Origin of the sequence: Candidatus Nebulibacter yamunensis (assembly GCF_024208055.1) — a bacterium.
Taxonomy (GTDB): Bacteria; Pseudomonadota; Gammaproteobacteria; order Francisellales; family Francisellaceae; genus Caedibacter; species Caedibacter lacustris.
On the sequence record NZ_JAMBMW010000001.1, the window covers coordinates 83,809 to 96,489 of the forward strand.

The 12,681-nt window shown below is 35.4% G+C and carries 12 protein-coding genes; 9 read left to right on the forward strand and 3 right to left on the reverse strand.

All coding sequences use genetic code 11. The features are described 5' to 3' along the window. Nucleotides 1–18: 18 nt before the first annotated feature. Nucleotides 19–456, reverse strand: a complete 438-nt coding sequence (gene dtd / locus M1V25_RS00385) for a D-aminoacyl-tRNA deacylase (RefSeq protein WP_116963024.1) — start codon at nucleotides 454–456, stop codon at nucleotides 19–21. Between the two features lie 356 nt (nucleotides 457–812). Between dtd and betA the strand changes: the two genes are divergently transcribed. From betA to M1V25_RS00405, 4 genes are all read left to right on the forward strand, one after another. Continuing rightward, nucleotides 813–2,516: a choline dehydrogenase gene (gene betA, locus M1V25_RS00390; protein ID WP_498842114.1), complete on the forward strand. Its 1,704-nt coding sequence runs from the start codon at nucleotides 813–815 to the stop codon at nucleotides 2,514–2,516. Between the two features lie 384 nt (nucleotides 2,517–2,900). Beyond that, nucleotides 2,901–3,428 (forward strand): chorismate--pyruvate lyase family protein, encoded by a 528-nt coding sequence (locus tag M1V25_RS00395; protein WP_116963026.1) that lies wholly within the window; start codon nucleotides 2,901–2,903, stop codon nucleotides 3,426–3,428. A gap of 9 nt (nucleotides 3,429–3,437) precedes the next feature. Further along, nucleotides 3,438–4,271, forward strand: coding sequence for a 4-hydroxybenzoate octaprenyltransferase (ubiA, locus tag M1V25_RS00400; protein WP_498842115.1), 834 nt, complete (start codon nucleotides 3,438–3,440; stop codon nucleotides 4,269–4,271). A 97-nt stretch (nucleotides 4,272–4,368) separates the two neighbouring features. Then, nucleotides 4,369–5,598 carry a linear amide C-N hydrolase gene (locus M1V25_RS00405; protein WP_498842116.1) on the forward strand — a complete coding sequence of 410 codons (1,230 nt, stop codon included), beginning with the start codon at nucleotides 4,369–4,371 and terminating at the stop codon, nucleotides 5,596–5,598. On the opposite strand, the gene M1V25_RS00410 is transcribed toward M1V25_RS00405, so the two are convergent. After that, nucleotides 5,591–6,187, reverse strand: coding sequence for a superoxide dismutase (locus M1V25_RS00410; RefSeq protein ID WP_116963029.1), 597 nt, complete (start codon nucleotides 6,185–6,187; stop codon nucleotides 5,591–5,593). The two genes, M1V25_RS00405 and M1V25_RS00410, sit on opposite strands and share 8 nt — an antisense overlap. A 109-nt stretch (nucleotides 6,188–6,296) precedes the next feature. Between M1V25_RS00410 and grxD the strand changes: the two genes are divergently transcribed. The 5 genes from grxD (at nucleotide 6,297) to M1V25_RS00435 (ending at nucleotide 10,865) form a co-directional block, all read left to right on the forward strand. Continuing rightward, a complete protein-coding gene (gene grxD, locus M1V25_RS00415) occupies nucleotides 6,297–6,635 on the forward strand; it encodes a Grx4 family monothiol glutaredoxin (RefSeq protein WP_116963030.1) in 339 nt (112 codons plus the stop codon). Between the two features lie 103 nt (nucleotides 6,636–6,738). After that, nucleotides 6,739–7,707, forward strand: a complete 969-nt coding sequence (locus tag M1V25_RS00420; protein ID WP_498842117.1) for a lipoyl protein ligase domain-containing protein — start codon at nucleotides 6,739–6,741, stop codon at nucleotides 7,705–7,707. 349 nt (nucleotides 7,708–8,056) lie between these two features. Continuing rightward, nucleotides 8,057–9,007, forward strand: coding sequence for a ribose-phosphate pyrophosphokinase (locus tag M1V25_RS00425; RefSeq protein WP_116963032.1), 951 nt, complete (start codon nucleotides 8,057–8,059; stop codon nucleotides 9,005–9,007). A 113-nt stretch (nucleotides 9,008–9,120) separates the two neighbouring features. After that, nucleotides 9,121–9,411 carry a 50S ribosomal protein L25 gene (gene rplY, locus M1V25_RS00430; RefSeq protein ID WP_116963033.1) on the forward strand — a complete coding sequence of 97 codons (291 nt, stop codon included), beginning with the start codon at nucleotides 9,121–9,123 and terminating at the stop codon, nucleotides 9,409–9,411. Nucleotides 9,412–9,593: 182 nt separating this feature from the next. Beyond that, nucleotides 9,594–10,865: a cation:dicarboxylate symporter family transporter gene (locus M1V25_RS00435; protein WP_498842118.1), complete on the forward strand. Its 1,272-nt coding sequence runs from the start codon at nucleotides 9,594–9,596 to the stop codon at nucleotides 10,863–10,865. A gap of 345 nt (nucleotides 10,866–11,210) precedes the next feature. On the opposite strand, the gene M1V25_RS00440 is transcribed toward M1V25_RS00435, so the two are convergent. Beyond that, entirely contained in the window at nucleotides 11,211–12,629 is a 1,419-nt protein-coding gene (locus M1V25_RS00440) for an exonuclease domain-containing protein (protein ID WP_498842119.1), read from the reverse strand. Between the last annotated feature and the right edge of the window lie 52 nt (nucleotides 12,630–12,681).

Consider the following 12,681-nt stretch of genomic DNA (forward strand, 5'->3'; position numbering starts at 1 on the left):
GATAAACCATGTTCATGTTTATACCTTAAGCCATAATGTCACAGGACCATCATTTATGAGTGTCACTTGCATATTTGCACCAAATTGACCTTGTTGAATTTGATCATATTGTTGCTGTAAAAACGCGCAAAAAAATTCAAATTTTTGTTTGGCCAGTTGAGGGGGACATGCATTTGAAAAACTAGGGCGCAAACCTCGATCAGTATTGGCGACTAAAGTAAACTGTGGTACCAGTAATAGACCACCTTTAATGTCGATTAGGCTTTTATTCATTTTGCCATTTTCATCTTCAAAAATACGTTGTTTTAAAAGTTTATGTGCCATTTTTTCAAAATGCGTGATATTGTCTTTATCTTCTACACAAATGAATGCTAATATCCCTGTGAGAATACGAGCAATAGTGTTGCTGTTGATATCTACCTGAGCATCTGTCACGCGTTGGATGAGTGCAAGCATAATGTTGAGAGTGTATTTATTTTATGAACGTTAGCATAACGATTAAATCGTTTTATGTCATCAGCAATCAGAACCAAAAAATTATCATGTACATAGTCTTAGAAGAGAAAAATAATGGTTTTATAGCATGTTAGAGCTTAAAATATATCGATGAACATGTTAGTAATGTAGAGCAATATATCAAACTATAAGCAAATTAGAAAATTGTTATAGTTATGGATAGAACTTACAAAATCAAAAATTTTAACTATAGCCTGTAATAAGGTTTAGTCGCAAACTCAAGTCAAGAGGTCGTAAAATTTATAGATGCAGGTGATGATTGAAAGCCTTGTCTAAAAAATTTAGGAAACTTCGAAATGGTGAAAAATAGTGCATATTTTGATTATATAATTGTTGGTGCAGGTTCTGCAGGATGTGTTCTTGCCATGCGATTAAGCATTGAGCCATCGATAAAGGTGTTGTTGATTGAATATGGAGGTAAAAATAAAAGCTTGTTGATTGACATGCCTTCCGCTTTATTTTATCTGCCAAATATGTCCAAATATAATTGGGGGTTTTCCTCAGTAAGTGAGCCATATTTAAATGGTCGAACCATTAATTGCCCACAGGGAAAGGGTCTAGGGGGATCATCGGCTATCAATGGGATGGTTTACGTTCGAGGTCATGCTCGTGATTTTGATGAATGGGAACAGTTAGGTGCTTCCAACTGGAGTTATGCCAACTGCTTGCCTTATTTTCGTCGTGCTGAGAATTGGTTTGGTCAAAGTGATTTATATAGAGGGAAAGAAGGTCCCCTACATGTTAATATGGGCAATAATATGCTGAAGAATCCTCTGTATCAAGCTTTTATCCAAGCTGGAATTGAGGCTGGATATTCATACACCACGGACTACAATGGGTATAAACAAGAAGGTTTTTCTCCTATGCAAATGACGGTAAAAAAGGGGGTTCGCAACTCTACTGCCAAAGCTTATTTAAATCCTGTGATAAAACGTAAAAATTTAACAGTAATTAAAAATGCTCTCGTCGATAAGGTATTGATTGAAAACGGTTCCGCTACTGGTGTGCAATTTTATCATTATGACAGAATAATCTGTTGTTTAGCAAAAAAAGAAGTCATTTTAAGCGCAGGTCCGATCAATTCCCCTGCAATTTTGCAAAGATCTGGAATTGGTGACAAAAATATACTTGCTGCTGCGAATGTCAAGCTGGTTCATGGACTTCCTGGCGTTGGGAAAAATTTGCAAGATCATTTAGAAGTATATTTTCAATATCAATGCTTAAGGTCGATTACTCTTAATGCAAAATTAGATAGGATTAGCAAACTAATGATTGGTGCACAATGGCTACTTTTTAAAAGTGGACTTGGAGCAACCAATCATTTTGAATCTTGCGCTTTTATACGGTCGCGGTCAGGGCTAATAGCGCCAGACATTCAGTATCATTTTTTGCCAGCAGCTATCCGCTATGATGGAAAAAAAGCCTTTAATGACCACGGTTTTCAAGTGCATGTTGGACCAAACAAACCAAAAAGTAGAGGTCAGGTTGCTATAAAATCGAGTAACCCCAAAGTCCCACCAAAAATTCTCTTTAACTACTTACAGCACGAAGATGATATTAAGGATTGGCGCGCTTGCATTCGTTTAACTCATGAAATTATGATGCAGCCAGCTATGGACAATTATAGAGGAGATGTCATACAGCCAAGTATTGATTTGTCATCGAATAAAGAAATCGATCAATGGGTACAACAAAATGTGGAAAGTGCCTATCACCTATGTGGTACTTGCAAAATGGGGAAACACACGGATGAACTAACTGTTGTCGATCCAGATTGTAAAGTGATAGGTATAAAGCGATTGCGTGTTGTAGATTCTTCAATTTTTCCAACGTTAACAAATGGCAATTTAAATGCGCCAACGATCATGGTAGCTGAGAAAGCAGCCGACCTTATTCTTGGCAAGAAACAGTTGGGACAAGTGAATGCGGCTGTTTGGTATGCTCAAGACTGGGAGTTACAACAACGTGAGAACACACCTGTTAGACCATTCATATATTAGGTAATATTTTTTTATGAGTTTCAAAAGCTTATTCAACAAAGCTTACTTAATATGAAGCATGAGTGACAAAGGTTGTTGTTATGATAATATTGCTTGTGAAAGCTTTTTTGGCATATTAAAAAAGTTGAGTTGATGCATAATGAAAACTACAAAACAAGAGAGTAAGCTAAAACATCAATATTTAAATATATAGATGCTTATTACAAAACAAAAAGAAAGCATTTAACGATAAATTACATGACTCCAAAACAGTTTGAAGATATCGAAAATTCAAAAGTGTCCCAAATTCATGGGTTAGATCAAAATTTCCTTTATTGCTATTGGTCATAATTAATATTATATGGTAGTCTTAGCACAAATTTTTTCTTAGTTATATTTAGGTTAATGATAAACACCTGGAAAACAAAACAAGACTTGGAGCTTGATCCTAATCTTGAATATTGGCTCTTTAGTGTTAAAAGGCTAGGATCCACCTTGGCACACTATGCACCATTCTTAGAGTTAAGCTGTATTAATGAATATGATGGCAAAATCGATGATGATGAGCTTTTACTCCTGAATCAACACGATAAAAATTGTCGTATTCGCTTAATCAAACATCATCGAAATAATGAAGTTCTTGTTTTTGGGCGTACCGTCATACCGAAAGAAACCTACCTTAGTTATCAAAACCTATTTGATACACTAGGTAATAACTCAATTGGTGAGCATTTTTTATTTCGTGAATCCAATATCAAACGCAGTGATTTCTATGCTTGGTATTGTCCAGCTGATATTGTTAAACACAAGCTCCAATTGCCAACGAATACTATTGATACGCCATTATGGGTACGAGCTTCAATTTTTGAGCTCCCCAATAAGCAAAAACTTCTGATCGAAGAGTTTTTTATTGAGCTTTTTAAGCTCAATTAGGGTAAGTAAATGAAGGCTTATTTTTATTTAATGCGATTTCATCGTCCTCTTCCAATCCTGATTATTTTATACCCCACCTTATGGGGTTTATTTTCTGTTACTCATGGGTTACCTCCGCTTAAACTTATCGTTATTTTTATACTAGGAGCCATTACAATGCGAACTGCTGGTTGTGTTTTTAATGATATTGCTGATCGCAATTTTGATGGTGCAGTTGAGCGTACTGCTATGCGTCCAATTGCAACAGGTCTAATTTCTGTTAAGCGTGCTTCTTTTCTTGGTTTGTTTTTATTGATCTTTGCTTTTGTTTTAGTTTTACAACTTAATTTTCTAACCATTTTACTTTCTTTTGTTGCCGTTGCACTTGCCTTAACCTATCCCTTGTTTAAACGATTTTTTGCCTTACCACAACTTGCCCTGGGATTTGCTTTTAACTTTGGCATTATCATGACCTATATGGCTGTTCAAAATAGTATTCCTCCCACTGCTTGGCTTTTATACTTTGCCTCTATTTTTTGGACAATTGCTTACGACACAATGTATGCGTTTGCTGATAAGACTTACGACCTTGCACTTAATTTAAAATCCTCAGCCATTACCTTTGGTAAACATAATCTAATGGCTGTCATTCTGGCTCAACTTTTAATGCTCATATGTCTAAGCCTATTTAGCTATTTCAACGACTTTAATATATTGTTTTACTTAGCATTAGTAATTGTGATGATATTATTTTTTTATCAACACCAAACTTGGCACAAAGGTGGCATCCATAATTGTATAAAAGCCTTTTCTGATAATCATTGGGTTGGGATGATTATTTTTATCGCAATTCTAATCCAATAACTCCTATTTTTCAGTTTAAGACGCTATACTAAATAGCTAATAAGGCACCAAAACAGGACGTTAATATGTGATGTGCAAACTCAGTGTATTAATTACAATGCTTATAAGTACTCCAGCAATTACATGCACCGATATTTTTATTAATAAAGAACCTTATCACATCACTGCACGCACGCTTGATTTTCCACTTAAACTTTATACTAAGAATTTCAATGCTTACAGTTGGTATCAAAAAAATTTTCAAACCGATATCAATTTAACAAAAATTATTCACCGTGCTTTTAGCTATTATAAAGGTTATATTGATGTTGAAAATACGACGAATATCATTGTTAACATCGATAATATTCCCAAGGACAAATTAGCTTATTGGTATAATAAATATGGCTACTTTGGTCGACTTGGTTTTATTGGCAATACATTGACAGATGGTATCAATACTCAAGGTGTTGCTGTTTCTGCACTTTACTTACCAGGTAGCATACAACCCAAATACAATCCGAATGACAAACGCCCTGCATTGGGCATTTATGATCTGTCTAACTTTGTTTTAGGTATGGCAGATTCAACTGCTGAAGCTTTAACCCTTATTCGTCACTATCAATTAGTAGAGTCTGCAATGTTAGCCATAAATGGTTTATATATTAAAGATATACCATTACATATGGTTATTCGTGATAAAACAGGGCACAGTGCAGTCATTGAGTTTTTAGATGGTAAAACAATGGTCTATGATCATGCCCAGAATGTGCTAACAAATGCTCCTGACTATGAATGGCACCTCAAACATCTTGAACATTATCAAAGCTTAAATGATCAAGGAGATCAGCAAAACAATATATTTGCACAATACATTCCACAATACCGCACTATTTTTGAAAATGCTCAACCTGAAGATGCAGGACTTCTCGGCTTACCAGGAGACTACACTTCTGCTTCACGCTTTGTGCGAGCTACAACTCTAATCAACCAATTACCTATACCTAAAAACAGTAATGACGCGCTCTATCATGCTGATGCTATCCTTGCAACCATTACTGTTCCCTATTACGAAGCAACCGCAACGTTATGGCAATCTATTAAAGATCTAGATCACACACTCATATACTATCGAGATATTTTGTACTATGAAGGTGATGAAATTAAACCGAATACACTTAATAACGGTTTTGTTGAATACGATTTAAAATCGATGAGTTTTATTGCTCAAACTGCTGAAGAAAAAAACAGTGGGATCACACCTACCGATAAGCAGGATATATTAGGTGTATTATCAATCAACGCTATCCCATATTTAAATAATGCTAAAAATCTTGGATTTAATTAACTGATTTTGCAAATTGCTTAGCAACAAAGTCCCAATTAATAATTTTCCAAAACTCATCTACATACTTAGGACGTGCGTTACGATAATCAATATAATACGCATGCTCCCAAACATCACAGGTTAAAATTGGAACGTGACCTTCTGTTAATGGACAACCTGCATTACTTGTGCTTACAAGTTCAAGCTCACCAGCTTTAGTTTTAACTAACCACGCCCATCCAGAGCCAAAAGTAGTAATTGCTGTTTTGTTAAATGCTTCTTTAAATCCATCAAAGCTGCCAAATTTCTTCTCAATTGCAGTAAGTAATTTACCTTCTGGCTTTGCTTTAGCATTAGGTGTCAAACAGTTCCAATAAAACGTATGATTCCAGATCTGCGCTGCATTATTAAATACAGCACCTTTTGAACTTACTATAATCTCTTCTAATGATTTATTCACCAATGCCTTATGTTCGTCTGTGGTAAGTAAGTTATTTAAATTAGTTACATATGCTTGATGGTGTTTACCATAATGATATTCAATTGTTTCTTCTGAAATGATAGGTGCTAATGCATTTTTTTTATAAGGTAACGTTGGTAATTCAAACATTTATTGCTCCTTAAGTTTATTGACCGAAAGTCGGAAAATGATATGATGTACGGGCAATATAATACTAATCTTGTACCTTTTCAAGTTTAGATAACCAAAGGATAGCCAAATGAATACATATCAAGATTTTGATGAACAAAAAGTAATCGAAACTATCAAATCACAAATTACTGAAAACAGTATTTTGTTATATATGAAAGGCACACCTAAAATGCCGCAATGCGGCTTTTCAGCACACGCTGTCGCTGCAATTCAAGCTTGTGGTAAACCTTTTGCCTTTGTCAATATACTAGAGAATCCAGATATTCGTGCTGTTTTGCCAAAATATGCCAACTGGCCAACTTTCCCACAATTATATGTCAATGGTGAATTAATTGGCGGTTGTGACATCATTCTAGAAATGCACGAAGCTGGTGAATTGCAACAAGTACTAAATCAAGCTAAATAAGGTTAGTGTGTTCAAGATACCTATCATAAACTATTAGTTTTATTCAGTCATTTTTCCTACAATCTATAACTTATAAAATACATAAAAGATACTTACTCATTATATGAACGTATATGTTGCAACAAGTTATGACCCTTTTTACAACTTGGCTGTTGAAAATTGGCTTTTCCGCGAAATGTTAACTGACTCGGCTATTCTGTATTTGTGGCAAAATAAACCCTGTGTTGTGATTGGTCGTGCACAAAATCCATGGCGTGAGTGTAATATTGATGCACTTAATGAAGATCACATCCCAATTATTCGCCGTCAAAGTGGTGGCGGCACGGTTTATCATGACTTAGGCAATTTAAATTACACAATTATGGCACCTGCCAATCACTATGATAAACACGCAAATTTACAGCTTATTGTGAGTATATTAGCAGCCTTCAACGTTAAGGCATATATCTCTCCACGCAATGATATTTTTGTCCATCATCACAACCATGACTATAAAATATCGGGTAGTGCTTTTCGCGAAACAAAAGATCGATCGTTTCATCATGGCACTTTATTGATCAATACTGACACCTCGAAATTATATCAGTATCTTCATCACAAAATTGATGATGCGCTTATCACAAAAGGCGTATACTCTAAACGCTCAATGGTTATTAACTTAAAGGAGATAGATAATAACATATGTCCTAAGCGTATATGTGAAGCTTTCTTAACTCGCTTTAATACCCATATTACATATCTGCCTAATAACTTAAATCAGATGCTTATTGCAGAGGAAATGGAAAAATTACACACTTGGGAGTGGCGTTTTGGTAAAACACTTCCTTTTAATCATAGTATGACATTAAATGGTAATCACTTCACACTTGAGGTTAAAAATGGTCAATTAATCTCAATTAAAACAAGTGATATGCAGTCCTATTCAAATCTCGTCACCTGGGTGAGTCAAGATAAGCCATCCTATACTAAACAAAGCTTTAAACCAACATCCAATATGGACTTTACTGCACAAGAGAGACTATTATTACAGTTTCTATACGATAATATACCGACTGTATTCGGAAGCATGTAATGAATTAAATATACATAAGTGATGTAGGCTATTTATTCTCGTGCTTATCCCTTATTTTTCAAAAAGCTATCAAGTGTGTTATACCATTATTTGATTTACTTTAAAGGTTATCACTTTCATTTCTTTATGGTGGTTTTTTTATCAAAATGTGCCGTAAAGAACCTTCCTTATAAGGAAGGGAGTGTATGTCAAATTTACATGAGCTTAGCTTATGGTGGTATGACAAAGATTTATGTTTGGCATTAACATAACGCCAAGGTAAATTTCTGAAAAAAATCTTTATATTTTCCAAAAATTGGGTATATTGCTCTAAGCAAACTCAAGCCAAGCTTATTTTAAGGTTTTATCCATGTCGGATTTGATGCTTTTTAGTGGTCGCGCAAGCAAACAACTTACTGAAGAAATCTCTCATTTTTTAGGTGTACAAGTAGGACGAGCTACAGTTTCTGCCTTTAGCGATGGTGAAAGTCATATTGAAATTATCGATAATGTCCGTGGTCGTGATGTTTTTATTGTTCAATCAACTTGCCCACCTACTAACGACCATATCATGGAGCTTATGTTTTTAACTGATGCACTGCGTCGCTCATCAGCAGGACGCATCACAGCAGTGTTGCCATATTTTGGCTACGCAAGGCAAGATCGACGTGTACGTTCTTCACGTGTCCCTATTTCGGCTCGTGTCGTTGCTGATATGCTAACAGGGGTTGGCATTGATCGTTTATTAACAGTTGATATTCATGCTGAGCAGATTCAAGGTTTTTTTAATATTCCATTGGATAACGTATATGGCACACCTATTTTACTCGATTATATCCGCTCACGTCGTTTAGAGAATCCTATAGTTGTGTCACCTGATATTGGAGGGGTAGTAAGAGCAAGAGCATTAGCTAAGGCACTTAACACCGACCTTGCCATTATTGACAAGCGTCGCCAAAAAGCCAATGAATCTGAGGTTATGAATATAATTGGTGATATTACAGACCGTCATTGTTTGATAGTTGATGATATCGTTGATACTGCGGGCACCTTATGTAAAGCAGCTCACGCTTTAATTGAGCATGGTGCTCACAAAGTTTCGGCTTACTGTGTCCATCCCGTTCTATCTGGTAACGCTATTGAGAACATTGAGAGTTCGGTATTAGAGGAGTTAGTTGTTACCAACTCTATTCCACTACATTGTGCTGCTGCAAAATGTAAAAAAATCAAGACACTATCATTAGCACCAATGCTATCTGAAGCGATTCGTCGTACAAATAATGAAGAATCGATTAGCTTAATGTTCTCTGACCTCATTTAATTGTTAACATTTATATCCTTCTCTGTTACAATGCTGCGGCTGTATTCGTTAGGGTCGCATGACGTATGCACGTATTTTGAGTTAAACGAATTATTTTATTTAAGGAAAATAACATGACTGAATTTACATTCCAAGCGGAATTAAAAACTGAAAAAGGTACAGGTGCGAGCCGCCGCCTACGTAAAGCAGATAAAATTCCTGCTATTATCTATGGGAAAGGCGCTGAAGCACTTTTGATTACACTTGAACACGACAAAGTTTTACATGCTGCTAAGAACAAAGCATTTTATGATGGAATAGTAACAATACATGTCGATGGTAAAAACGAAAACGTTAAAATTCAAGCCTTACAAAGGCATCCATTTAAACCAAAAATTCTTCACGCAGATTTTATACGCGTATAGTTATTGATACCGTGATGGATCTATGCCATCTTTATTTATTGTTTGGTAACTGGAATAAAGTTATTTCTCTGACTATCTAATAAAAAGACATAATAAAAAAATGAACGATTATCTGTTTAATTTTTTTATTATGTTTCACAATGAGTCTATTCATAATTCACAGCCAATGGAGCATATTTTAAGTGTCAATTATTGTTTTTTTTACCATCTTAGGTATATTGGGTTTAGCACAGACCTATAAAGTCAGCTTTAATATTCGAGTCTTGGGGTCTCTTATCGTTGGTATAATTTTTGGGCTTGTGTTACAGCAATTTAATGACTCGTATTCCGGTGACAACTTACATAGTTTGCTTGACCTTATTAGTGATACTTATATCAGCCTCTTAAAAATGCTGATCATTCCTTTAGTATTTACGGCAATCATCAATGCGATTGTTAATCTGCGCCACCATCAAGGCAGCTATTTAATCAAGATCGTTACGAAGACCGTTGTTGTAATTCTACTTTTAACGGGCATTAGTGCAGTTATTGGTGGTTTTATTGGCTCACTGATGCACATAGGCTCTGGAGTGGCTTTTTTAGGTGTACTTGAAACTTCTGAGTCTCACAGTATAGTTAGTACAATTACAGGTATGTTACCAAGCAACCCAGTTACAGCGATGGCAAACAATAATGTGATTGCAGTTGTTATTTTTGCTGCTTTACTTGGCTTTGCAACTTTAAAATTACACCAACAAGAAAAAGAAATAGCCTTAGCTTTCATCAATTTTATTCACTCCGCATTTTTCGTTGCAAAAAAACTAGCTAGTATGATTATCGCATTAACACCTTACGGTGTATTTGCGCTTATGAGTTCAATGATGCTTAATTATGGTCTAAGTACTTTAGTAGAAATGCTCAACTTTATTACTGCTATGTATATCGCGATGAGTATTGTGATGCTCCTCCACACGATACTCATCAGCTTGTGTGGGGTCAATCCGATTCATTACTATAAGAACGTTTGGCGTGCGCTACTTGTTGCATTTACCACTCGCTCAAGCTTTGGTACGCTTCCGGTCACCATGGATGCACTTGGCAATCGTTTGAAACTCTCTGAAAGCGTGTCAAACTTTACCCCCAGCATTGGTGCGACAATTGGGATGAATGCTTGTGCTGGGATTTATCCTGCCATGCTTGTCGTGATGACTTTAGCAATTATGGGGCAACCCGTTACTTGGCAAGTTATTCTATTAGTGGGCGCAATTAACATGATTGCATCCTTTGGTGTATCTGGTATTCCTGGTACCGCATTTATTGCAGCAGGTGTGACCTTTTCTACATTAGGACTACCTTTTAATATCATAGCTTTAGTTCAAGGGATTGACCCCATTATTGATATGGGGAGGACAGCAACCAATGTGAATGGTGTTATGACAACCGCTGTTATTACTGATAAAACAACGCGTTCATGAAAGATAAATTTATAAGTTAATTAAATTATAAGTACAAAGAAGCTTGAGCCTGTAATGCGCAAAACTTCTTATATTCTGTTTTAAACGTTTGCCACGTTGATCTTTTTCCTGCTGTTTTTCTTACCTGCTTGGTCATAATCGTATCTCCTATTATTTTCAACTTTTTGATCTTTCGATCAATTTACATTATAACTAAGCATTTATAAAAAGCAGTTTCAGCTATGTTTCACTGTGTATGGTTCTTGATACGTTAAATTAACACATCACCTTGCAATACTCTATTTAATGCTCTGCTAAGCATTTGGTTTGTTACTCTGTTCATGTTTCTTTTTAAAGCTTTCCTTATCACAAGGACAAATATGACTCTAGCTCAGCCAATAAACTGAATTGCTCCTCAGTCAAATTCTCTTCTTGCAATGTTTGTATACGCTCATAGATTTCTGGTATAGACACTTTGCGTTCACCTTTGTAGTCAATAGGCATATTTTCTATATCATAACTGGCAATCCGTTCAAGGTACATTTGAAACTCTTCTTGCATTGCTAGTGGTAACTTTTCTGGATTCATGCGTCCAATTATTCGTAAAGCGCGTTCATAATAAGAGCGATTCATTTTTGGCATAAGTTTGATCTTTTGTTCAATATCACATTTATGAAAATATTCACATAAATTCTGTTCTGCATAGTTCATAAAACCTGCTTGATATAAAGAAGCATCAACGTCAACATTTTCTATTTCAGGATATTTAAAGTCTAAAGTGTAGTCTCTTATTTCAGTCAAAATCCTTGGATTTTGTTGTAAGAATGCTTTATTTTCCTTTATTTTTTGAATACGCTCATCCGATAGGTGAGCTAAAAATCGCTTTTTAGCAGGTAATATCAACGGCAAATCACCCCATTTCTTATTAATGGTAAGAAAATGTTCGTGTATGTTTTGTGTGGTCACCTCTTGCAAATCAATATAATCTAAACGCAAAAAACACCACTGATTCTTGTAGTGCCAATGTTGTCCCAAGTTTAACACTGGCAAAATAAAACGTTCATTGTAACCAAATCTCCCTGAAACCATAAGGGCTTGCTGGTATGATTCATGTGCAACTTCTAAACCAATATCTAATAAAGACAAAATTTTTTGATCTTCTGTTTTATTAAAGTGCTCAATTAAATACTCCCACACCTTAGGCTGATGTAATTTGAATCTTCGAGCTAATTCTAAAGTTACGATCACATCGGTAATTGCATCATGGGCACGTCCTTCTTTATACAAGCTATTTTGTGTATTTAAATTCTCAAGCTTAAGTGATACCTTACCTTCTTTATCTAAAGGCCAACTTAATACATTTTGTGCAAACAGATAATAAGCTGTGGCAATAGGGTATAAATCCACTCGCACACAACCATTTTTATACTGATGGTCATAAGCAGAAAACAGGTTTTTAAAAAATGCAAACCGTAAAAACTCATCGTCAAATGTTAAAGTGTTATAGCCTAAACTAATCGTATCAGGCGTATTAAAAAGCGAGTGTATTTTCTTAATAGCTTCATACTCATACATACCACTATTTGACTTTTCAATTGAAATATGATGAGTAATTGAAGCCTCTGGAGTTGGGATTGTATCTGGATTGAGCCTAACAAAAAAATCATAACGCTCTAGCTCATTAAGTGATTCATCGGTACGGATAGCGGCAAATTGGAGAATTTGATCAAAGCATTTATTAATGCCTGTTGTTTCTAAATCATAAAAAAGGTAGGTTTTAGCCATTTATGTTTTCACTTCTTCTCAGGATAGCTAAAGAGTGTAATCGCTTTATAAA

Bases quoted from the DNA above. Each gene is read 5' to 3' on its own strand.
- dtd (WP_116963024.1), bottom strand. From the start codon at position 456: ATGCTTGCACTCATCCAACGCGTGACAGATGCTCAGGTAGATATCAAC.
- betA (WP_498842114.1), top strand. From the start codon at position 813: ATGGTGAAAAATAGTGCATATTTTGATTATATAATTGTTGGTGCAGGT.
- M1V25_RS00395 (WP_116963026.1), top strand. From the start codon at position 2,901: ATGATAAACACCTGGAAAACAAAACAAGACTTGGAGCTTGATCCTAAT.
- ubiA (WP_498842115.1), top strand. From the start codon at position 3,438: ATGAAGGCTTATTTTTATTTAATGCGATTTCATCGTCCTCTTCCAATC.
- M1V25_RS00405 (WP_498842116.1), top strand. From the start codon at position 4,369: ATGCTTATAAGTACTCCAGCAATTACATGCACCGATATTTTTATTAAT.
- M1V25_RS00410 (WP_116963029.1), bottom strand. From the start codon at position 6,187: ATGTTTGAATTACCAACGTTACCTTATAAAAAAAATGCATTAGCACCT.
- grxD (WP_116963030.1), top strand. From the start codon at position 6,297: ATGAATACATATCAAGATTTTGATGAACAAAAAGTAATCGAAACTATC.
- M1V25_RS00420 (WP_498842117.1), top strand. From the start codon at position 6,739: ATGAACGTATATGTTGCAACAAGTTATGACCCTTTTTACAACTTGGCT.
- M1V25_RS00425 (WP_116963032.1), top strand. From the start codon at position 8,057: ATGTCGGATTTGATGCTTTTTAGTGGTCGCGCAAGCAAACAACTTACT.
- rplY (WP_116963033.1), top strand. From the start codon at position 9,121: ATGACTGAATTTACATTCCAAGCGGAATTAAAAACTGAAAAAGGTACA.
- M1V25_RS00440 (WP_498842119.1), bottom strand. From the start codon at position 12,629: ATGGCTAAAACCTACCTTTTTTATGATTTAGAAACAACAGGCATTAAT.